The 23696-nt window shown below is 42.5% G+C and carries 16 protein-coding genes; 11 read left to right on the top strand and 5 right to left on the bottom strand.

Translation table 11 applies throughout. The annotated features are described in order from the left end of the window. Positions 1-165: 165 nt before the first annotated feature. Positions 166-1122, bottom strand: a complete 957-nt coding sequence (locus GJB62_RS08380; protein ID WP_114085294.1) for a DUF4351 domain-containing protein — start codon at positions 1120-1122, stop codon at positions 166-168. Positions 1123-1864: 742 nt separating this feature from the next. Here GJB62_RS08380 and GJB62_RS08375 point away from each other — a divergent pair. From GJB62_RS08375 to GJB62_RS08345, 7 genes are all read left to right on the top strand, one after another. Next, complete coding sequence (locus GJB62_RS08375; RefSeq protein WP_114085293.1) at positions 1865-5395, top strand: DNA methyltransferase; 3531 nt, start codon at positions 1865-1867, stop codon at positions 5393-5395. 610 nt (positions 5396-6005) lie between these two features. Continuing rightward, positions 6006-6542 carry a GAF domain-containing protein gene (locus tag GJB62_RS08370; RefSeq protein WP_114085292.1) on the top strand — a complete coding sequence of 179 codons (537 nt, stop codon included), beginning with the start codon at positions 6006-6008 and terminating at the stop codon, positions 6540-6542. Between the two features lie 126 nt (positions 6543-6668). After that, positions 6669-7058: a VOC family protein gene (locus tag GJB62_RS08365; RefSeq protein WP_114085291.1), complete on the top strand. Its 390-nt coding sequence runs from the start codon at positions 6669-6671 to the stop codon at positions 7056-7058. A gap of 99 nt (positions 7059-7157) precedes the next feature. Beyond that, positions 7158-7490 carry a DUF433 domain-containing protein gene (locus GJB62_RS08360; protein WP_114085290.1) on the top strand — a complete coding sequence of 111 codons (333 nt, stop codon included), beginning with the start codon at positions 7158-7160 and terminating at the stop codon, positions 7488-7490. 6 nt (positions 7491-7496) lie between these two features. After that, positions 7497-7850: a DUF5615 family PIN-like protein gene (locus GJB62_RS08355; RefSeq protein WP_114085289.1), complete on the top strand. Its 354-nt coding sequence runs from the start codon at positions 7497-7499 to the stop codon at positions 7848-7850. Between the two features lie 93 nt (positions 7851-7943). After that, a complete protein-coding gene (locus GJB62_RS08350) occupies positions 7944-9182 on the top strand; it encodes a class I SAM-dependent methyltransferase (protein ID WP_114085288.1) in 1239 nt (412 codons plus the stop codon). Between the two features lie 432 nt (positions 9183-9614). Then, positions 9615-10481 (top strand): NAD(P)-dependent oxidoreductase, encoded by an 867-nt coding sequence (locus tag GJB62_RS08345; RefSeq protein ID WP_114085287.1) that lies wholly within the window; start codon positions 9615-9617, stop codon positions 10479-10481. Positions 10482-10880: 399 nt separating this feature from the next. On the opposite strand, the gene GJB62_RS08340 is transcribed toward GJB62_RS08345, so the two are convergent. Together GJB62_RS08340 and hslO are read right to left on the bottom strand one after the other, a co-directional pair. Continuing rightward, positions 10881-12953, bottom strand: coding sequence for a chromosome segregation ATPase (locus tag GJB62_RS08340; protein ID WP_114085286.1), 2073 nt, complete (start codon positions 12951-12953; stop codon positions 10881-10883). A gap of 155 nt (positions 12954-13108) precedes the next feature. Then, entirely contained in the window at positions 13109-14014 is a 906-nt protein-coding gene (gene hslO, locus GJB62_RS08335; protein WP_114085285.1) for an Hsp33 family molecular chaperone HslO, read from the bottom strand. Between the two features lie 290 nt (positions 14015-14304). Here hslO and GJB62_RS08330 point away from each other — a divergent pair, with 290 nt between their 5' ends. Further along, on the top strand, positions 14305-14691 hold the full coding sequence (locus tag GJB62_RS08330; protein WP_114085284.1) for a hypothetical protein: 387 nt from the start codon (positions 14305-14307) through the stop codon (positions 14689-14691). Positions 14692-15298: 607 nt separating this feature from the next. Here the strand turns inward: GJB62_RS08330 and GJB62_RS08320 are convergent. Continuing rightward, a complete protein-coding gene (locus GJB62_RS08320) occupies positions 15299-15724 on the bottom strand; it encodes a universal stress protein (protein WP_114085283.1) in 426 nt (141 codons plus the stop codon). Between the two features lie 345 nt (positions 15725-16069). Next, complete coding sequence (gene hisD, locus GJB62_RS08315) at positions 16070-17371, bottom strand: histidinol dehydrogenase (protein WP_114085282.1); 1302 nt, start codon at positions 17369-17371, stop codon at positions 16070-16072. Positions 17372-18093: 722 nt separating this feature from the next. On the opposite strand from hisD, the gene rpsT reads away from it, so the two are divergent. The 3 genes from rpsT to rpoB all read left to right on the top strand — a co-directional run bounded on the left by rpsT (position 18094) and on the right by rpoB (position 23577). Beyond that, positions 18094-18396 carry a 30S ribosomal protein S20 gene (rpsT, locus tag GJB62_RS08310; protein ID WP_114085393.1) on the top strand — a complete coding sequence of 101 codons (303 nt, stop codon included), beginning with the start codon at positions 18094-18096 and terminating at the stop codon, positions 18394-18396. A 345-nt stretch (positions 18397-18741) separates the two neighbouring features. Further along, positions 18742-19527: a TatD family hydrolase gene (locus GJB62_RS08305; protein ID WP_114085281.1), complete on the top strand. Its 786-nt coding sequence runs from the start codon at positions 18742-18744 to the stop codon at positions 19525-19527. A gap of 750 nt (positions 19528-20277) precedes the next feature. Next, on the top strand, positions 20278-23577 hold the full coding sequence (gene rpoB, locus GJB62_RS08300; RefSeq protein WP_094350031.1) for a DNA-directed RNA polymerase subunit beta: 3300 nt from the start codon (positions 20278-20280) through the stop codon (positions 23575-23577). The last annotated feature ends 119 nt before the right edge of the window (positions 23578-23696 follow it).

Raw genomic sequence — 23696 nt, 5'->3', positions numbered from 1 at the left:
AGAGACATAATAAATCGCCGTCTCTACAATAATTAGCCCCTTGTAGAGACGGCGATTTATCGCGTCTTTATTATTTAGTAAAAAAATTGTAGGTTGGGTGGAGGCTTTGCGTAACCCAACATCCTGATATTTGTTGGGTTGCGCTCCGCTTCACTCAACCTACGTTTAATGCACTGTTTGATTTGCTTCCAACCAGTTAAATAAATCCTCAATGGCTGTAAAATCCAATAAAGCCTCGCCAAGTGCTTCTAATTGCTCTAAAGAAAGAGTTTGAATTCGCCCCCGAACCTCTTGTGGTAACTCTCCTACCCGTTTTTGTAGTTGCCGTAATACGAGGGTTTGTCCTTGTTCTTGTTTTCCTCGCTCGTAACCAATGCGCTCGCCTGTGGTAATGTAGCTCATAGTTCGCTCCTGCTCAAATTGCTTAAACTCTTGCCAAAATTCTGCTTCCAAGGCTTTTGGTAAAATCATAACCCAATCAATAAATCGATAAAGGTTACGAATATCTTTTTCTTGCAATCCTAATTCATACAATCGGCGAATCAGACTAAATTTCCAAGCTTTACGTTCTCCTAGCTTTTTACTTGTTTGCTGCGTCTTCAAATGCGCCATTACTACAGTTGCAAATGGGTTGTCGCTGGCTTCTAATTCTGTCCAACGATTTTGATAATCCAGCAGCTTGACAGTTCCAAATTCAAAGTTAAGCCTGGTATTGGGATAATTATAACTATATTGATTGGGTCGCCATGTTGGGTCTGTATCGCACAAAATTGCCAAACTGATGGCAGGTTTTGCAAATCTGTCAAAAATTCGCAGGTTGTAAGAAAACATTCTTTCTGCAAAGATGTCTTCTGATTTTGACTGGATTTCTACATGGATTAATAGCCAAATTTCTTGTCCTTGAATTTGCCAGACTTTAACTAATTTATCTGCATATCTTCTACCAAGTTCGGCTTCACGGGCTATTTGTTGAAATTCCTTATCGAGAAATTCGTGGGGACGTTCCCAATTAATTAGTTCTGCTGTTTGGGGAAAGAAAAATTGCATTGCTTGGGGAAAATAAGCTTCTAAAATTTCTTTCCACGGGCTATCATTATCTGCTCTTTCCAGTTCTTCTGTCATCAGTTTATTGTTATACCATTTAAAAATCCTAAATCATTTGTGAACAACAAGATAATCGAAAGCGCTTACACCCAATGGCAATAGACGCGATGAATCGCCGTCTCTACAATAATTAACCCTTTGTAGAGACGGCGATTTATCGCGTCTTTCTTTCTTATATTACGTAAAATACCGAAATTAGAAAGCAAACTGGGGTTTGAGAAAGTAAAAGCTCATTTTGCTTACGGAAAACACCGAAATGAGAAAGCAAACTGGGGTTTGAATAAGTAAAAGCTTCTTTTGCTTGCGGAAAACACCAAAATGAGAAAGCAAACTGGGGTTTGAATAAGTAAAAGCTCATTTTGCTTGCGGAAAACACCGAAATGAGAAAACAAACTGGGGTTTGAATAAGTAAAAGCTTCTTTTTAGAAAGCATTTCAGTGTTTTGAGAAAGTAAACAGACCTTTTTATAAAGCAATTAGGCATTTTGATAAAATAATCAGCAAATATACTTGGCAATTAAAAATCACAACAGCACAAATAAAGCCGGCGTTTAGAGAAATTGATAATTTTTACGTATAATTTCTCAGCCTAATTAAATGTAAAGGATTTATAAAGTATAAAAAGCATGGTAAAAATTTAACTCCTATAAACAGGGTTTCTTAAAGTCCGCCAGTGCAGACTTAATTTTTAAAGCCACAGATTTATTTTCTGAATGGCAAATTTACCATGCTTGGTTTTTATTTTCCAAGCATGGTAAATTATGGCGCTTAATTTTCAACGAACACGCGATTTACTCTCTAAGTTCAAATTTAGTGATTTATTTATAGAAGAATTAGGTTGGTCTAAACCCTCAAGACAAAAACCTGAAACCTTAAAGATTGATAACAAGACGTATCAATACCAGAAAATTGCTGAACTCTCAGGCGTTGCAATTTTTGAAGTCACCGCAGCAGATGGAAACATACCAGAAGCTAAGGTGAGAGTTGCTATTCATCAAGAAGTTACTAAACTTATAGCTGAAAATCTCCTAATTTTTATTACTGAAGAACGCACACGTAGTCTTTGGTATTGGGTGAAACGAGAAGGAAGTAAAAGCTACGTTCGTGACCATTTATATGTGAAAGGTCAACCAGGAGACTTATTTTTAAGCAAGCTTGGTTCTTTAGTTATTGATATTACTGAATTAGAACATGGAGAACCGACGGTTGTTGAAATTGCTTATAAATTACAACGTGGGTTTGATGTTGAACCTGTAACTAAGAAGTTTTACAAGGAATTTCAAGAACAACACCAGAAGTTTTTGCTGTTTGTGAAAGGAATTGATAATGAGATAGATAGACGTTGGTATACATCGGTAATTCTCAATCGCCTGATGTTTGTTTATTTTCTCCAGCGTAAGGGTTTTATTGATAATAAAGATTTAAATTATCTGCAAAATAAGCTTGAACAAAGTAAACAAAAAGCTGAAAATCATTTTTATGGTGAATTTCTCAAGGCTTTGTTTTTTGAAAGTTTTGCTAAACCTGAGATTGAACGCGATTTATCTGTACAAGAATTGGTAGGTAAGGTTAAATACCTGAATGGTGGACTATTTCTCAAGCATCATATTGAAGAGAAATATCAGATTTCTATAGTTGATGAGGCGTTTGAACAAGTTCTAGATTTATTTGGGCGTTATTCTTGGAATCTGGATGATACGCCGGAAGGGAAAGATGATGAGATAAATCCTGATGTTTTAGGATATATTTTTGAGAAATACATTAATCAAAAAGCTTTTGGAGCTTATTATACTAGACCGCAAATTACAGAATATCTCTGTGATAGAACTATTCACAAGTTAATTGTAGACCGCGTAAATGATTCTTTGTGTTTCGACTTCGCTCAACACAAGTCTGATAAGTATAAGCCATTTGAGGATATTAATGAACTCCTCATCAAGCTGGATACAAATGTTTGTCGTCTACTAATGGATGATATTCTTCCTAATTTATCAATTCTTGACCCAGCTTGCGGTTCTGGTGCTTTTCTTGTGGCGGCGATGAAGACGCTTATCCAAGTTTACAGCGCGGTGTTTGGGACAATTAAATTGATGGATGATGGTATTCTCAAAACTAAGCTTGAAGATATAGAAAATTCCCATCCCTCACTACCTTATTTTATCAAAAAGCGGATTGTTTCTGATAACCTCTATGGTATAGACATCATGGAGGAAGCAACAGAAATTGCTAAACTACGTCTTTTCTTAGCATTGGTTTCTTCTGCTAACGATGTGGAAGAGTTAGAGCCTTTGCCTAATATTGATTTTAATATTATGGCGGGTAATTCGCTGATTGGATTGATTAAGGTAGATGACACGGCTTTTGATGCGGTGGGTAATTCACTACAAGGAAATCTATTACAGTCTTTAGCCGCAGATAATTATAAGAAAATTTTAGAAGAAAAAAATAAATCTGTTGAGTTGTACAAGAAGCACGCTTTTTTACCGAAAGTTTTACCCGATACAGATACACCTCAAGATACTCGATTGATACACCTCCGCAAAAATATTGAACAACTCAACAAAAAATCGCAAGAAAAGTTAAATCTTTTGCTGTTGGATGAGTTTAGTAAGCGTTTGGGTATCAAGTATGAGGAAGTTCAGTTAACTGGAAAATCACAGAAGCGGGTTTTGAAGGTTGAGGATATTGCAGCTTTAAAGCCGTTTCACTGGGGTTATCATTTTAACGAGGTTTTAGAACGCGGTGGTTTTGATGCGATTATCACTAATCCACCTTGGGAAATATTTAAGCCACAGGCGAAAGAGTTCTTTGCACAGCATAGCGACTTGGTGACGAAGAAAAAAATGGATATTAAGGATTTTGAGAAAGAACAGAAGAAACTTTTACAAGATACTGAAGTTGCTAACACTTGGTTAAAATATCAAAGTCAATATCCTTATGTCAGTGCTTATTATCGTTCAGCAGAACAGTATAAAAATCAAATTTCCGTTGTCAATGGTAAAAAAGCTGGTACGGATATTAATCTTTATAAACTATTTCTGGAACAGTGCTTTAATCTTCTATGTAATTTCGGACTTTGCGGCATTATTGTACCTTCAGGTATTTATACTGATTTAGGTACAAAGCAGCTACGGGAGATGCTATTCTCTCAAACTAATATTGATACGTTATTTGGATTATCTAATGAAAAGTTTGTTTTTGATACAGTACATCATGCGTTTAAGTTTTCAATGCTGACTTTTGAAAAGGGTGGTATTACTGATTCATTTACAGCAGCTTTCCGTATCAATCCGCATGAAGCTATTAGAGTCAATCAGCTAGAGACTTTTCTCAAAAATAAAGATGAACGAGTTAAAATTTCAGTACCACTTATTCGCAGTTTGTCTCCTGACTCTCTATCGGTTATGGAGTTTAAGAACGAGATAGATATCCACATGGCTGAAAAAATAGCTAAGTTCCCTTTGCTGGGTGAAAAGATTGAAGATAAATGGAATTTGCGCTTAACTCGTGAGTTTGATATGACGAATGATAGTCATTTATTCAAGCAACAGCTTAGTAAAGGAAGATTAGCACTTTACGAAGGCAAGATGATTCATCAGTTCACTCACTTATTTGCTGAACCAAAATATTGGGTGAATGAACAAGAAGCGAGGAAAGCTTTATTAGGACGCAATGAAACTGATAAAGACCAGACTTTAGATTATCAAGGTTATCGACTTGGTTTCCGCTCAGTAGCATCAAGCACTAATGAAAGATCGCTGATTTCAAGCATTATACCAAAATCAGTATTTTGTGGAAATTCACTTTTAATATCGCTGAGGTATTCAGAAAATAATCAAATCAATATGAATAACTCAGAGATGTTATTTAGTACAGCCGTATTCAATAGTTTGGTGATTGATTACTGTTTACGGCAGAAGGTTACTACAAACCTCAATATGTTCTATGTCTACCAGCTACCCGTCCCACGTTTAACAAAAAACGATCGCAACTTCAACGATATTGTACAACGTGCCGCTAAACTCATCTGCACCACACCAGAATTTGACGAACTCGCGCAAGAAGTCGGTTTAGGTTCCCATCAACAAGGCGTTACCGACGAAGCAGAACGCGCCAAACTCCGCGCCGAACTCGATGGAATGGTAGCACATCTTTACGGCTTAACCGAAGATGAATTTAGCTACATCCTCACTACCTTTCCAATTGTGAATGCAAATGTTAAAGAAGCGGCATTGTCAGCATATCGTAACTTTGTGCCAATGTTTGGAAACTCAGAATTAGTCTCTTGTTAGTCTCTCATTATCATACAGAGTATGGAAACAAAGAATACTATCAGTATGAATAAGCGGTTGTTTGAAAAGTAATTTGCTGTATCTTTGCACTTATTGATCCTCTCTAAACCCCCTTATAAAGCTACGGTGTATATACAAGTCTTATAGAGTTGCGTTACAGGCTTTTGATCCCCCCTAACCCCCCTTAAAAAAGGGGGGAACCGGAATCAAAGTCCCTCTTTTTAAGGGGGATTTAGGGGGATCTAAAACGTTTTGCTACCGTGAAAATGATTTTTCAAACATTCTCTAATATCTGTAACGAGGAATACAAACTAAATTGTTACATTAAAGTTTGAAGTATATTTATTGCCTCAAACTTGGGAAAGACTAAACATATTATTTGTAAATTCCCAAAATTCTTAATACTAAATTTATAATTTTGAATTATTTTTGGTGAGAATTAAAAATTGTAGTTTCTTAATAATTTATTTTAAATTTCCTAAAAAGGTTAACTACGATTATGTTTCGTTAAAATCGAATTGCTGCTATAAATACAAAAATGTATTTAAATAAGGTGTAATAAATTACTATATAAATCCGGCAGCATTTACCTAGTCGTAACTTTAGAACCGTGCAAATTCATCCTCACTCGGAATTTAACCATAACCGCGATCGCCGTGAACAGGGTTTGCAAATTTTGCTTGATCGCCTTGTTAAAACTATGCAGCGCGATGAGTTAGTGCGGCAAACGACCAATCAACTCAGAGAATCGCTTCAGGTTGATCGGGTGGTGTTGTATTATTTTTACAGTCAGTGGGAAGGACAAGTGACTTTTGAATCTTTGAGTTCTCAAGAGTTTTCAATACTTGGTTCCACTGGCCCAGATGATTGTTTTAACAACGAGTATGCTGCTTTATACTTAGCAGGACGGGTAAAGGCGATCGCTGATGTTGAATTAGAGCCAATCCAGCCTTGTCACCGAGATTTTCTCCGCAATTTGCAAGTTCGCGCTAATTTGGTTGTACCAATTGTCATCCCTAGAGGATTATGGGGATTGCTAGTAGCACATCACTGTCAAGGGCCTCATGATTGGTCGCCATCAGATATAGAAATGATGCAAACAGGGGCGCAAACTCTAGCAACAGATCGTAATATTTTGGAAAGCTAAAATAATTCGTCATTTGTCATTCGTCATTCGTAGTTAAAAGAGCGGTTAGAAACCGCGTCTATACAAGGCTTTACCCGCCTTCGTGGGTTTGAAACTCTCAATTTTTTTAGATAAGGAGAAAGAATTATGAAATTTGGTTATACGGTCATCTGGGTAGACGATGTAGTTAAAACGGTTGAGTTTTACGAAAAAGCTTTTGGTCTGGTTCGTCGCACTCTCCAGGATAAAGGACAATCTATCTGGGCGGAAATCGAAACCGGCAGCACTACACTAGCTTTCTCTTCAAGTAGCGAAGCACAAAAATTATTTCCTGGTGGCTTTCATGCCAACGATCCCACACAACCACCGACATTAATTCAGATATCATTTATTACCCCCGATGTTGGCAGCGCTTACATGAGAGCGATCGGGGCTGGTGCAAAAACATTAGATGCCCCTAAAAGCCAGCCTGGGGGACAAATGATTGCTCGTGTCCGCGATCCCAATGGTGTGCTAGTGTCGTTGGTGAGTGGCTAAGTAACAAATTGCCTTTTATGCAGATGTCTTGATCTAAATGGCTGCTTCTAGATTTGGCTTATACTGGGCATAGGAAAACAGCACTGCCCAGATATTAAAATGCTACTTATTCCTACTGTTACCCCGATTCCCCTTGTAACTGATGCAAATGGTGTTGTTAGAATTAGCAAAACTCGCATCACTTTAGATACAGTCGTTACAGCTTTCCTTGAAGGGGCTACAGCAGAAGAGATCAGAGAACAGTACCCATCGCTTCATCTTTGGGATATCTATTTGGTGATTGGTTATTACTTACAACACCAAGGTGAGGTTGATACCTACCTTCTAGAGCGTCAAAGACTTGCCACGAAAGTTCAGCAGGAAGCTGAAAAGCGTTTTAACCCTATTGGAGTGCGCGATCGCCTTTTAGCAAGACGCAACCCACAAGGGTAAATTACGATGCTGCGTTTTTTGGCTGATGAGAACTTTAATAATCAGATTATCCGTGGTGTTCTGCGTCGTAACATTAATGTTGATATTGTCCGTGTTCAGGATGTTGGATTGACTGAAGCAGACGATCCAACTGTATTAAAATGGGCAGCGCAAAACAGGCGTGTGGTGCTAACTCATGATGTCGCAACGATGACAACTTTTGCTTATGAACGATTACAAGTAGGCTTGGCAATGCCTGGTTTATTTGAGATCAGTCGTCGTGTTTCAGTTGGTTTAGCGATCGAGGAAATTTTGTTGCTAGATGAATGTAGCTTAGAAGGAGAATGGGAAGGACAAGTCCGGTTCTTGCCTTTGCGTTAACGATTGGAGGCGATTAATTCGGCTGACGTTGGCGTAGCCCGTCGTTGGTAAGCATTTGTTTTCTGTAGTCCCCAATCTAAAATCTGAAATTTTATGGATTCCAATGCTTTGCTGTGTGCAGCGATCGCAAATCACATTACCACCAGTCCTCAAAAACGAATTACTTTTGCCCAATTCATGGATTTGGCACTATACCACCCTGAATACGGCTACTATTCCAGCGATGCAGTCAAAATAGGCTTTAAAGATAGTGATTTTTTTACCTCTCCCAACCTCTGTTCTGACTTTGGTGAGTTACTAGCAGAACAATTTTTCCAGATGTGGGAGATTTTAGGAAAACCTGTACCCTTTTCTCTGGTAGAAATGGGAGCAGGTCAAGGACTGCTAGCTTTGCATATCCTTAAATATCATCAACAGTACTACCCAGATTTTTTTACCGCCCTAGAGTACATCATTGTTGAAAAGTCTCCAAGTTTAAGACAAGAACAGCAGCAACGCTTGGAAGATTTCCCGGTGCGTTGGTGCAATCTAGAGGAGATACTACCAAATGCGATCGCAGGTTGCTTTTTCTCTAACGAGTTAGTAGATGCGTTCCCCGTACATCAATTCATCCTAGAAATGGGAGAACTCCGAGAAATTTATGTAACCACATCACAAAACCTAACCCTCCAATCCTCTTCAGATGAGTCTTCCTCCCCTCCCCTCATAGGGGAGGGGTTGGGGGAGAGGTCAAATTTTGCATTTGTAGAAGTCACAGGAGAACCTTCAACGCCCCAACTGGCTGAATATTTAGACTTAGTGGAAATGAACTTTACCCAAAGTGCATATCCAGATGGCTACCGTAGTGAAATTAATTTAGCTGCTCTAGACTGGTTGAGTATAGTAGCAGACCGCTTGCAGCGCGGCTATGTGTTAACAATTGATTATGGCTACCCCGCCAGCCGTTACTATAATCCCAGGCGATCGCAGGGAACACTACAGTGTTATTATCATCATCGTTTCCATGACAATCCTTATATCAATATTGGGCGACAAGATATCACTGCCCACGTTGACTTTACGGCTTTGGAACGCTGGGGTGAGCGGTGTAGTTTAGAAAAAGTTGGTTTTATCCAGCAGGGATTATTTTTGATGGCGTTGGGGTTAGGCGATCGCATTGCAGCCCTTTCCGAGCAAAAGCAACCTCTCTCGCAGTTACTACAGCATCGGGATGCACTACACCAACTTATAGATCCCACAGGACTCGGCGGCTTTGGAGTCTTAATTCAGAGCAAAGGTCTGGACAATACAGAAACTTCTCAAAAACTCAAAGGATTGACCCTGCCAGAATAAAGGTAAATTTGAAAAGTTAAAACTCTATTTAAGAATGCAGTATCAATCTTATTTAGACTAGCATAACAGTGAATACTGTAAAGTTAAACACAATACAAAAGTAATAATTATGTCCACCCATGACCTGCTAATGCTAGTAACACTACTTACTCCTGGTATTTTACTTTCAGTGATAATTATGGCGACTTTTGCGGCTGGTGGCTAATCAGCAAATACGAAGTTATCAGTGTTCAAAGATAACTGTTCACTGATAACTGATAAGCTAAAAAACATCTAATTTGCATAATCGAATAAACATAACTCTTGTGGGGTAGGCCGAAAAGCCCGCCCAGTTTGTGCAATTTCAATGTGGAATAGCTGATCAAAATCAAACAATGGAAACGCGATGTCTACAACAGACTACGCCTGCGCTGTATTAAAGGAACGTGAAAAATGAAGGTGGCATTTCTGGGAACTGGACTGATGGGACTACCAATGGCTCAAAGGTTATTAGCCGCAGATATACAGCTAGTTGTCTACAATCGCACCCCAGAAAAATTAGCACCACTACAAGCAGCTGGGGCTGAAATTGCTACACATCCCCGCCACGCCATTCGTGCTGCTGAGTGCGTAATTCTCATGTTGACTAATGCCCCGGCCATTTATAATGTGTTGCTTTCAGATACTTCTTGGCAAACTCTGGAAGGGCGCACAATCATCCAAATGGGAACAATTACTCCCACAGAAAGCCAGGAAATTAGAGATGCAATAGTTGGTGGTGGTGGTGAGTATTTAGAAGCACCAGTATTAGGGAGTATCCCGGAAGCACAAGCTGGCAAGTTGAGTGTGATGGTAGGGGCAGAGCCAGAACAATATCAACGGCACTTGAAGTTACTCCAAAATTTTGGCACAGAACCTTTACTTATAGGGCCAGTAGGATCTGCGGCGGCGCTTAAATTGGCACTAAATCAATTAATAGCTTCCCTAACAACTAGCTTTGCTCTGAGCCTGGCTTTTGTCCAGCGTCAGGGTGTTGATGTGGATATCTTTATGCAAATCTTGCGCGACAGTCCACTCTACGCACTTACCTTTGACAAAAAGCTACAACGTATGTTGGATGGCAATTATGCCGATCCGAATTTCCCCACAAAACATTTGCTCAAAGATACAGAATTGTTTATCTCTGAGGCGAAATCTCGAAGTTTGGATCTCAGCAGTATTAAAGGTGTGCGGCAAATCTTGCAAACAGCCGTGAAAATGTCATTTGCTGATGATGATTACTCATCACTATTTTCTGTAATTAAAGAATGGGGAGAGTGATGGAGGATTGAAGGAGGCAGGAGGCAGAAGGAGTTTTTCAGTTGGGGATTCGATCCCTACTGATAGCGCAGCGTAAAGCCTGCGGCATAGCAACTCTTAGAGACGCTACGCGAACGCTTAGAGCGAGTCTGCGAGCGTCTTTAGAGCCACTGAACTCTCGTAAGAAAGCGGGAAGCTAACGCAACAGTGTTCTTGTCTTTAACCCTTGCTCCCTCTGGTCGCGGCACGCAGTTTTCCTCCTGCCTCCTGCCCTCTGCCTCCTGCCTTCCTCGATAAATTTAAGTAGGGTAGCACAGTTAGCTGTGCTACCCTACTTAAAAAGTTTTTTTACACCCCGCCATCCCTGATATGCCTTTTGAAAATGCTAAATTAAAAGGTTTTAATCTTTAAATAACGATATTACTGCCCATTAGTAGTTGATTGAGGAAATGGTAGAGATTCAGTCTGGGGTTGAGGCTGAGGTTCAGGTTTAGGATTCAGAAAATCCTGCCAAGTCTTAATTTGCTCTTGCGCCGCACTGTAAGCAGCACTACCGCGTGGAATCGATTTTGCAATATCAATCCCTCTAGCAATATCAGACTGACCTTGAGAGCGAGCTATTTCTAACAATTGCTGACTCCATTGGTCAATAGCCAGATTTGCATCCATACGTAAGATGCTATTGTTTGAAACCCGATCTGCCAGCCGTATTGCTTCAACCAAAGCTTCTGGCGTACCAGCCGCGCCAACTTCTTGGGCTTTTTTCCAGTTTTCTCTAGTGCGGATTTGCCCTTCCCAATCATTTATCGCAGCTTGCGCTTCTTGTGAAAGCGCCCTTCCCGATGAGGCAATTTGTTGAGCGGCGCTAATGGCGGCGGTGAGATTTCCACTTTGAGCCAGTTCTTGTGCTTGATCCAAGTAGGGTTGGTCTTGAATTCGCTGAATCTTTCCTATCCAAGTCCGAATTCTTTTCCGTGCTTCTGGATATAATGCCCGTCCTCTACGAATTTCGCTAGCCTGAGCGATCGCAGCTTGTAAAGAGTTGATATCATCGAATACAGCTATCTGTTCGGCACGTTCTAAGTAAGGTTGATCTTCAATTGTCTCCACTTGGGCACGCCAGCGATCCATTTCTTGCCTAGCTTCGGTGGATCTGGGATTATTTGCAGGTATTAACTGTACTTGGGCGATCGCTGCTGTTAAATTAGGGACTGTTCCCTGGCTAGCCAACAATCTCGCTTTTTCTAGATTGGCAACATCTTCAATTTCCAACTGCCAACGAGCAATCAGTTGCTGGGCTTCGTTATACACTGGTCTGGAAGGATCGATTTGTTGTGCTTGAGCGATCGCAGCCTCTAAACCAGAAACGTTACCTATCCAAGCACTTCTTTTCGCGTCAGCTATGGCGATAAAGTCGTCTGTTTCACCCTGTAGTTTCGTACTCTCTGGAATTTGTCTAGCAATATTCAATGCTTCATCGGCATCCCGCTTGTCTAGTTTTGCCTGTGCCAATTCCAGCATTTTGCGTCCAAATACGGGAATCGCTTCCTGAGCTTTTTGGTAAAGGTAACTTTCTTGCCCAATAGACTCGGCTAGCTTGATGGCTTCCAGTAAATTATCGACTACTTTGCTGCTTGCTAAACTTTCCGCTTTTCCTAACTTATCGCCATCTTCCCGCGCTCCGGCGATTAGACGATTCAATTGGTCGTATTTAGTACCCGCCCAGTATTGATTGTCTACGCGCAACATTTTGGCGGATAACATGAACGCCGATTGCCAGCGCCGCTCTTTTACTTCGGCGATCGCACCGTTGTATGTTTCTTCTGCCTTTGTCCAAATTGACTGCCATTTGTCAACTTGTTCATCGACTAATTTATAAGCTGCCACATCTTCGGGTATCTTACGAGCAGTAGCGATCGCTTCCTCTAAATTCCCTGTTTGGAAACTTTGATCGGCTAGCTTCAAAATATCCCGCGACCATTCTTCGATGAAACGATCAATTTCTCCATGCAACGGGTGATTTTGTGGTAGTTGCTTCACCAGAGCGATCGCTTGCAATAGGTCGTTCACTGTTTGCTTAGAAGCCGCCAACTGAGCGCAATGTAGCCGCACAGAAGCACTAGCTAGGGGCCAGAAAATCGAGGGGCAATTAGGGGCAGATGGCAACTTTAGCAGCATTGCCATTGCCAAGAATCCTACACTGCCGGGAATCAACATTAGTAGTACTAGCCACAATGTCCAGCTTTTCATCCAGCGTGGCCATTTCCCAGAAGCACTACTGAGTTTGGCAGTCTCTCCTGAATGACTATTTATAGGTAATCCTTGTGTATCGTTTTTTTTTCGCCGCTTCACTGATTTGGAAGTAGAACCAGTAGGTGGGACACCAAATGGTTGAGTTTCACCGAATTGTTCTGTTCGGGATAATCTTTTGTTTTGATCTGGCTCTCTATCACTGGCTGAAGACCAACTGTCTGGAATATCCCGCTCTGTCATCTCTCACACCAAAATAATTGAATAGCGCTCTGTTTTAGGTCGATAATTCCATTGATGCCATAGTAACTTTCTCGCGATCAAAAAGCTACTTTTTTTGATTATCCCTCTCCACAGAATACCATGTTCAATCTAAAAAATTAGTGTCTTTTTATACTTTATCCTGAAACAGTAGATTCAGCTTGCAAATCGGCAATTAGTTGAGCTAACTGATCGCTACTTGCCTGGTAAACGTTGCCGCAAAAGTCGCAAGTTGCTTCAGCACCATTATCTTTAACAATCATATCTTGCAGTTCGGCTTCTCCCAAAATTTTCAGTGCCCCCAAAACGCGATCGAAAGAACAACCACAGTGGAAGCGCAGCATTTGCCGTTCGGAAAAGATTTCTAGGCCCATATCGCCCAAAAGATCGCTAAAGATTTCAGTCAAATTCTTCCCGGCTTGCAATAATGGTGTAAATCCTGCCAAACCAGCGACCCGTGATTCTAAAGTTTCTACGAGGGCTTCATCTCTGGCAGCTTTGGGTAACACTTGTACTAGTAATCCTCCAGCCGCAGTTACTCCCCCTGCTCCCACAAACACACCTAAAACTAAAGCTGAAGGTGTTTGTTCAGAATTCACCAGATAATGAGCCACATCATCGCCAATTTCACCAGAAACTAGTTCTACCGTACTAGAGTAAGGATAACCATAACCAACATCTCGCACAACGTAGAGGTAGCCACCACCCACTGCACCACCAACATCTAGCTTACCTTTGGCATTAGGAGGTAATTCTATAGATGGATTCCCCACATACCCGCGTACCGTACCATCTAAGCCGGCATCTACCAATATGCCACTTAAAGGGCCATCGCCTTTCACCCGCACATTGACCCTTGATCCACTTCGCTTCATACTAGAAGCCATTAACAAGCCCGCCGCCATAGTCCGACCCAGTGCTGCCGTTGCCACATAAGAAAGCTTGTGTCGCTGCCGTGCTTCTTCTGTTAAACGTGTGGTGATCACACCTACGGCACGAATTCCACCTTCGGCTGCTGTTGCACGAATTAACTGATCCGCCATGAATAACCTTACATTTCTTAACAAGTTCACTTTTTCTATTCTAAGTTCTCTGCTGCAAGAAAAGTAACGTAGTGGGGTTTCACGTAAATAAACGGCTGTTATTGGTCATTGCTCACTTGTACTGAGCGAAGTCGTAAAGCCTACCGCATAGCTACGCTTAGGGCGTAGCCTCTCCAAGAGTTGTATTGGTTATTAGTTATTTCCAAAGGACAAAGGACTAATGACTAATGACAAAGACTATTTGCAATATTAGAAATAGCGATATCTCACTTTTAGGCAATCTTAGAAAAATGCTAGGTAATTTTCAACAAAGTCAACTGCGAATCGAAATTGAAGCACCAACAGATGCAATTCGTGATAGTCTGCTGCATCCGGTACAACTAGAAAAATGGCTCTTAGGACAACGCTTTGCGCCAGGAATGCCAGAAGAACTACTTCCGGGATTTCAGTTTACTACCTGGACTGGGCCAGTCTCAATCCATCATCAAGTAGACGTTGTAAAATCCAACTGTCTCCGCTTGCTACTCAGTGGAGGTATTGACGGGTTTCATGAATGGTATTGGGGAGAAGGTTGGGTGCAATCCCGTTTGGAAGGAGTTTCACTTTTGCCCTTAAATTTGGGTCAAACCTTGAGTTTGTTGAGCTTGCGTCAATTTCTGGCAACTCAAGGACGTTGAATCGACTGAATGTGAAGGAATTGGGAATTGGGGTACAGAGGCAGGGGGGAAGAGAGCAGGGAGCAGAGGGGAAAGAGCTAATTTTTATTCTGCCCCTGTTCCCTTACTCCCTGCTACCGTTCGCCTACGCTCACAGCAAGTCTGCTCCCCGACTTCTTTCCTTAGTCTCTATGTCCCTAGCTCCCAGTTCTAGAAGTAGAAATAATACCTACAATAATTTTTACCACGACAGATAAATCTTCTGGAACTTGATAGCGTTTCTGGTCTTGAGTCACCTCAATATGGTTCGGATAAGGTTTTTTGATGACATGCCTTATGATCACAAAGACGCGATTTATCGCGTCTCTTGCCTTAACCGAACGTATTGTGAGTCACCTGACGATTCGCACGATGATAAACTCCAAAACGCCAATCTTCACCAGTCATATATATATGACTCATAATTTTATTTCTGAAAACATTCAGTACAACTCAAAGAGGCTTCTTGACTGTTGCCTGTTGCCTATTGCCTCTTGCCTATTGCCTTATCTCAACGACAATTATTTACGCCCACTTACTTACATTGAGTCTCTGATTAGTTAAATCACATACTTCAATTTACCTAATTCTAATTCGGCTTTACCACCAACACCGAACAATTAGCTTCTTCCACAACTTGACTGCTAACAGAACGCTGGACAATTCGCTTCATACCAATCAATCCCCGACTACCAATTATAATTAAGTCAGCTTTGTAAATATTGGCAAGACGAATAATCTCTTCGGCAGGATCGCCAGTTACCAGTTCTAACTCACTTGGGACTGATAATTTTTCCTGATAGGATTGCAGCTGTTTTTCCAGTTGAAAATAAGAAAATGTTGGGGACTCTGGCTGAGGACGATCGGCAGGTATTTCCATTTCAGACTCTGGTGTAGGAAATACATGACAGAGAATAACCTTGGCATCTTTTGATAACACCAAATTATCTAAACTCTGAATTACTCGTTCTCCCATTTCCGAACCGTCCAGAGCTATCAAAATATTCTTTAGCACCGCTCCCGTCTCCTATAAGAGTAGACCCCGTTACATAAGTATGTAGTAAAACTTGTTAGCAGCTACACTAAATTATTTTTATATTTGCCTACTTAGTATATATTTTCGAGGTTATGCGATGAATTGGTTTGACCCAAATTTGACGCTAGTACATTGTAGAAAGATATTTTCGCCAGTCATTTGGGCACACTAAAGATTACTACATAATCAGTAATTACAATACAATAGGCGGGCAATGTCTAGTAGATGCCCGCCAAAACCCTGAAACCAGGGTAGCAAATGCTTTATTTGCTACCTAAAAAGTGACTTTTGTCAACAGTATTAAACAAAATTAACCATTCCAAATCACTCCTCTTGCTGAATTCGGCGGCGGACTGAATCAGCATGAGAAGGTAAACCTTCTGCTGTTGCTAGCACATCAATAGCACCAGCCACATTTTGCAGCGCAGTTTGGGAGTATTGAATAATACTGGAATGTTTGAGGAAAGTTTCAACCCCTAACGCCGAAGCATAGCGGGCAGCGCCAGAAGTTGGCAAGGTGTGGTTAGGCCCTGCCAAATAGTCTCCTACAGCTTCTGGTGTGGAGTAACCCAAAAAGATTGCCCCAGCGTGGCGAATCTGTGGTAGGAGTGCCCAAGGGTCTTTTACTTCTAATTCCAGGTGTTCAGGGGCAAATTCATTTGAGAGTTCTGCTGCTGCTTGGAGCGATTCCACAAGAACAATCAACCCATAATGAGCGATCGCTTTTTCTGTGTCTATTCGCCGTGGATGATCCACTAGCTGTCTTTCCAAGGCTACTTGCACGTTTTTCGCCAAAGCCGCATCTGTCGTCAGCAAGATTGCTGCCGCCATTGGATCGTGTTCGGCTTGGGCTAGCAAGTCAGCAGCTACATGCACCGGATTTGCGCTTTCATCGGCAATCACCAGCACTTCGCTGGGGCCTGCCAAAGAATCAATACCGACGGTGCCATATACAAGTTTTTTCGCAAGGGTGACATAAATGTTACCGGGGCCAGTAATCACATTCACTTTCGGAATTGTTTCTGTGCCATAGGCTAAAGCAGCGATCGCTTGTGCGCCCCCAATACGATAAATTTCTTGCACTCCTGCTTCTTGGGCAGCTACTAAGACTGCTGGGTTAATTACACCCCCTGGGCCTGGTGGTGTCACCATCACTATATGAGGTACAGCAGCGACATGAGCGGGAATTGCATTCATCAGCACTGTACTAGGATAGGCGGCGCGGCCACCGGGCACATACAGCCCCGCTCGATCTACAGGGGTGTAGCGTTTGCCCAGTACTACTTCATCGTCGCCAAAGTGTACCCAGCTTTTTGGTACTCGCTGACGATGAAACGCTTCAATTTGGCGGCAAGCTAGCCGAACTGCGCCCAAAAACTCCTTTGACACCTGCTGATAGGCTGCATCTAGTTCCGAGCCTGTAACTCGGAGTTCTTCTGCTTTCAGGGTTTGTTTGTCAAATTCGGCTGTGTAATGCAATACAGCTTTATCGCCTTGGCGCTTCACTGCTTGCAAAACTTCCCGCACCGTTGCTTCTTTGTGAAGCACCTGTTCGTCATGGGTGCGATCGCAGATCCGTTGCAGTTCTGCTCTAACGTCTGCCTGCTGAGTAATGATTCGCAGCATGGAGTAAGGACAATGCCAAAATTATAATATTCACACCTGAGATTTAGTATTGCTCTTGACCCACTGGGGTGTGCAAGCTGACTCTAATTCTCTTCTCTAGCTTAACCTGGATTTTTTTGATACTCTCAAGGTTGCCAGCAGATGGTTTGCTTGAGAAGGCGACTTAATTGCTCAGTCCGACAACCCTTAGCAGGATAGCGGCAGGATGTGGGTGTGCCATTTCCCATTACCCTTATGCCCTTTCCCTCACTCCTTGCGGGGTGCAGGTGGTGTGTTTGCACATCCAATCCCCTAGATTTACAGGGGGTAGGGTCTGAGTATAATTTTTACTTATTTTCCTAACTTCTCAGTAGTTTACATTTGTACAGACACGATATAGTATCGCTTCTATACTTTGATAACCCTGAAATTTAGCTGTTTACAGTTCTTTGCCTGTGATAATAGATACTAAAATCTAGGAAATATTACATTGGCAATCACATCGCTTTCTCAGGTAGTGGTGAGTTAGGATAACAGTTTTATTTGATATGGCTTATTTTAACGCATTTCCTAAATTGACGACACACTCAATTGCGGACTGAAGAGATTTTTAGAAAGCAGGGGAAGAAGAACTATTGTCCAATGGCAGATTTTTTTAGGAAATTATAACATTGGCAATTTGGATGCTATATTAGTAAGTCTAGTAGTGTGTGTACATATTAATAGTATTTTTGGAATTGACTGTGGCGAATACAAAGTCTGCTCTCAAGCGTGCCCAAATCGCAGAACGTAACCGACTGCGTAACAAAGCTTACAAATCAGCAGTCAAGACGCTGATGAAGAAATACTCTAATGCTGTAGCTGTCTATGCAGCTAATCCTACCCCAGAATTACAAGAAGAAGCACAGGCTCGGTTATCCGAAGCTTACGGCAAAATCGATAAAGCAGTCAAACGGGGTGTCCTTCACCCCAACAATGGGGCAAGGAAAAAGTCAAGATTGGCTCATAAACTAAAGCCCATCACTCAAACAACAGTAGCTGAATAGTCATTGTTGAGCTAATGCGATCTTTTAACTGAGTGAGTCACTAGGTTACAAATTTTCTGAAAGCTGTAGTAATTAACTGGCGTAAAACGCCAGTTGCTCATTTGAAGTTAGTGTAATCTTGAGGGTTTCCACACACACACCAATTTACTCTGTGCCTTTTAACCCTTCTACAGCAGGGTTGCACCATGAGTAACTGGTTTTGTTTATGCCAATTAAAACAAGTGGCGTTCCCTCTTGGAAAATTTGGTGATCGCTTAGTGGCTACCACAGGAAAAAGATTTACCCGAAGGATGATTTGTCCTTAGTCGCGATCGGGGCTAACAATTTCATGACTAATGACAAAGAATGCAACTGATAGACACGCACGTTCATCTCAACTTTGATACTTTTCAGCCGGATTTAGCAACAGTGCGATCGCGGTGGCAAGAAGCAGGAGTAGTGCGTTTAGTACATTCCTGTGTTCACCCAGGTGAGTTTTCCACCATTCAATCCATAGCACACCAGTTTCCTGAAATCAGCTTTGCCGTGGGATTACATCCTCTAGATGCTGAGAAATGGAATAGCGAAACAGCCGAGACAATCAAAACTTTAGCTAGTTCTGACTCGAATGTGGTAGCAATTGGGGAAATGGGGCTGGATTTTTACAAAGCTGATAACTATGAGCATCAGCTTTTGGTATTTGAGTCACAGCTAGCGATCGCATCTGAGCTCAATTTACCAGTAATTATCCACTGCCGTGATGCTGCTGTAGCAACCAGAGAAGTGTTGCAAAAATGGCGGGAACTTAAGGGAGAAAGAGTGCGCGGTGTTATGCATTGCTGGGGAGGAACGCCAGAAGAAACCCAATGGTTTCTCGATTTAGGCTTCTACATCAGCTTTAGCGGGACGGTAACGTTCAAAAATGCCAAAGCGATCCAATCATCAGCTGCGATGGTGAGTAGCGATCGCCTACTGATTGAAACAGACTGCCCATTTCTCGCCCCAGTTCCTAAACGGGGACAAAGGCGTAATGAGCCCGCCTACGTGCTTTATGTAGCCGAGCAAGTAGCGAAACTGCGTCAAGAAACGGTAGAAGCGATCGCCCATCAAACCACCCAAAACGCCTGTGAATTATTTGGTCTGTCAATATAAAAGTGGGCTTTAATCACTTTTATTCAGTTGTGCTAAAAAAATAAAACTCTAGGGGGACAAAAATATGCTAATATTATTCCCTCAAAAACATTTTGCGTGCGCCATAATGATAAAGGAAGGAACCTAAAATTTCTGAGCCTAATTTTCAAATGATGTTATCGGCTTGGCCATCCTCCAAATCTCTACAAGCGGATGCTCTCCACACATGACTAACCGTGCCAAACCAGGTTGAGCTAGACTTTATTTTGCACAACATCGGCTTCTGTGTATTTAACCTATACAAAATCCTTAAACGAAATTGCCTTGTGAGTACAATCCAGCAAAACGAAGTAATTCTGATTCAAAACCGACAAGGTGCGGATCGTTCCCTCAGTCTTAGGATATCTAAGATATCACTGAGAGTATAAATAGCCGGGTGGATTTAAAACACACCGTCTAGAGCTGCGTCAGCAAATTAACGCGCTTTTTGGAGGGGAAATGAAGAACGTAGATAAAACTCAGGAATATCTCAACTGTATATTCTTCTTAAATCAAGACTATAGTGAGTTTTTGGTGTCTAAGTACCCGATTAGGGGCAATTATACCCTTGTCCAAATTGCTCATTCCAGCTTTAATCGCTGCGTTTGCCCACACCTGTAAATAGCAAGTGTGTCAAAAGTTCCCAAACAACTAAGGACACTGACTAGCAGTGGGAAGCGTAAAACAGCAGTGTCCAAGGGAAAATTTTACCAGGTTGACAAAGGAAGAGGCATGACTAAAGAAACATACATGGAACCCGCCTTTCTGTTGCCCGACTTGATTGAAATCCAGCGATCGAGCTTTCGCTGGTTTTTGGAAGAAGGGCTGATAGAAGAACTTAACTCCTTTAGTCCTATTACAGATTATACGGGCAAATTAGAATTGCACTTTTTGGGTCATAACTACAAACTCAAAGAGCCAAAGTATAGCGTCGAAGAAGCCAAGCGGCGGGATAGTACTTATGCCGTCCAAATGTATGTTCCCACACGGTTGATTAATAAGGAAACCGGGGAAATCAAAGAGCAAGAGGTATTCATTGGTGACTTGCCTTTGATGACCGATCGCGGCACGTTCATTATTAACGGAGCCGAACGGGTAATTGTCAACCAAATCGTGCGATCGCCAGGCGTTTATTACAAATCAGAAATCGACAAAAACGGGCGACGTACTTATTCAGCTAGCTTAATTCCTAACCGGGGAGCATGGCTGAAATTTGAAACAGACCGTAACGATTTGGTGTGGGTACGTATCGACAAAACCCGCAAACTCTCAGCGCAGGTACTACTAAAAGCTTTAGGGTTATCAGACAACGAAATCTTTGACGCTTTACGCCACCCCGAATATTTCCAAAAAACCATCGAAAAAGAAGGGCAATTTTCTGAAGAAGAAGCCCTGATGGAGTTATATCGGAAACTGCGTCCCGGTGAACCACCCACGGTCTTAGGTGGACAACAACTCTTAGATTCTCGTTTCTTTGACCCGAAACGTTATGACCTTGGTCGCGTTGGACGGTACAAACTCAACAAGAAATTGCGTCTTTCAGTCCCAGACACCATGCGGGTGTTGACTGCTGGCGATATTTTGGCAGCCGTAGATTACCTAATTAACCTAGAGTATGACATCGGTAACATCGATGACATTGACCACTTAGGGAACCGTCGAGTTAGAAGCGTCGGTGAATTGCTGCAAAACCAAGTAAGAGTAGGCTTAAACCGCCTAGAGAGAATCATTCGGGAACGGATGACCGTATCCGATGCCGAAGTGCTAACCCCTGCTTCCTTGGTGAACCCCAAACCATTGGTAGCAGCAATTAAAGAATTCTTTGGTTCCAGCCAGTTAAGTCAGTTCATGGATCAAACCAATCCTCTGGCAGAACTGACCCACAAACGCCGTCTGAGCGCCCTTGGCCCTGGTGGTTTAACCCGCGAACGCGCCGGTTTTGCCGTGCGGGATATTCACCCTAGTCACTATGGGCGTATTTGCCCCATTGAGACACCAGAAGGCCCCAACGCCGGATTGATTGGCTCCTTAGCAACCCATGCGCGGGTTAACCTGTACGGCTTCCTCGAAACGCCATTTAGACCTGTGGAAAATGGACGAGTCAGATTTGACTTGCCTCCAGCCTACATGACAGCCGATGAAGAAGACGATCTACGGGTTGCTCCTGGGGATATTCCTGTAGATGAAACTGGGCACATTATTGGCCCACTAGTGCCAGTCCGTTATCGTCAAGAATTTTCCACCACAACACCAGAACAGGTGGACTACGTAGCAGTATCTCCCGTACAGATTGTGTCGGTAGCAACCAGCATGATTCCCTTCTTGGAGCATGATGACGCTAACCGAGCGCTGATGGGGTCGAACATGCAACGGCAAGCAGTACCTCTGCTCAAGCCAGAGCGTCCTCTAGTGGGTACTGGTTTGGAAGCGCAAGGAGCAAGAGACTCCGGGATGGTGGTTGTATCGCGTACCGATGGCGATGTTACTTATGTGGATGCTACAGAAATTCGCGTCCGTCCTAAACCTAACACCTCCGAAATTAGATACACCCTTTCCAAGTACCAACGCTCAAACCAAGACACCTGTTTAAATCAAAAACCTCTCGTCCGCATTGGTGAACGGGTTGTTGCTGGTCAGGTATTGGCTGACGGCTCCTCCACCGAAGGCGGTGAATTGGCGCTAGGACAAAATATCGTCGTTGCCTACATGCCTTGGGAAGGCTACAACTACGAGGACGCAATTTTAATCTCTGAAAGACTGGTGCAGGATGATGTCTACACCTCAATTCACATTGAAAAATATGAAATTGAAGCTAGACAGACAAAACTGGGGCCAGAAGAAATTACCAGAGAAATTCCCAACGTCGGGGAAGATGCCTTGCGCCAATTGGATGAACAGGGAATCATTCGTATAGGGGCATGGGTAGAAGCTGGAGATATCTTGGTGGGTAAGGTAACACCCAAAGGTGAATCTGACCAACCACCAGAAGAAAAACTATTGCGGGCGATTTTCGGTGAAAAAGCGCGGGATGTGCGCGACAATTCCCTGCGAGTCCCTAACGGTGAAAAAGGTCGCGTAGTTGATGTGCGCTTGTTTACTCGTGAACAAGGCGATGAACTGCCACCAGGAGCCAATATGGTAGTCCGGGTGTACGTTGCCCAAAAACGCAAAATCCAAGTTGGCGACAAAATGGCAGGACGGCACGGTAATAAAGGGATTATTTCTCGGATATTACCAGCAGAAGATATGCCTTATTTACCCGATGGTTCACCAGTGGACATTGTACTTAACCCCTTGGGTGTACCCAGTCGGATGAACGTCGGACAAGTATTTGAATGCCTCTTGGGTTGGGCTGGTCAGACCTTGGGAGTCCGATTTAAGATTACTCCCTTTGATGAAATGTACGGTGAAGAGACATCCCGCCGAATCGTGCATGGCAAATTGCAAGAAGCACGAGACGAAACAGGGAAAGACTGGGTATATAACCCAGATAACCCAGGCAAAATCATGGTATATGACGGTCGTACAGGCGAACCCTTTGACCGAGCAATTACCATCGGTGTGGCTTATATGCTGAAACTGGTGCATTTGGTGGATGATAAGATTCACGCCCGTTCTACAGGCCCATACTCGCTGGTGACTCAGCAACCCTTGGGTGGTAAAGCACAACAAGGTGGTCAACGGTTTGGAGAAATGGAAGTGTGGGCATTGGAAGCCTTTGGTGCAGCTTACACCTTACAGGAATTGCTGACAGTTAAATCTGACGATATGCAAGGACGGAATGAAGCGTTAAATGCGATCGTTAAAGGTAAGGCAATTCCTAGACCTGGAACCCCAGAATCCTTTAAGGTGCTAATGCGCGAGTTGCAATCATTAGGGTTGGATATTGCTGTACACAAGGTAGAAACCCAAGCAGACGGCAGTTCCCTAGATGTAGAAGTCGATTTGATGGCAGACCAATCAGCCCGTCGCACACCTCCTCGACCAACTTATGAATCTCTTTCCCGCGAATCGCTGGAAGATGACGAATAAGAATTAGCGAATTGGGCATCGGGCATAGGGAATGGGAAAAATGCCCAATGCCCAATGCCCAATGCCCCGTTCCCAATGTTGTAAAACTAAATATACTCAAAACTCATAACTCGAAACTC

The organism is Nostoc sp. ATCC 53789, from assembly GCF_009873495.1.
In the GTDB taxonomy this organism is placed as follows: Bacteria; Cyanobacteriota; Cyanobacteriia; order Cyanobacteriales; family Nostocaceae; genus Nostoc; species Nostoc muscorum_A.
The sequence above is the reverse complement of the archived record's forward strand: the minus strand, read 5'-3'. Positions and strand labels throughout refer to the sequence as shown.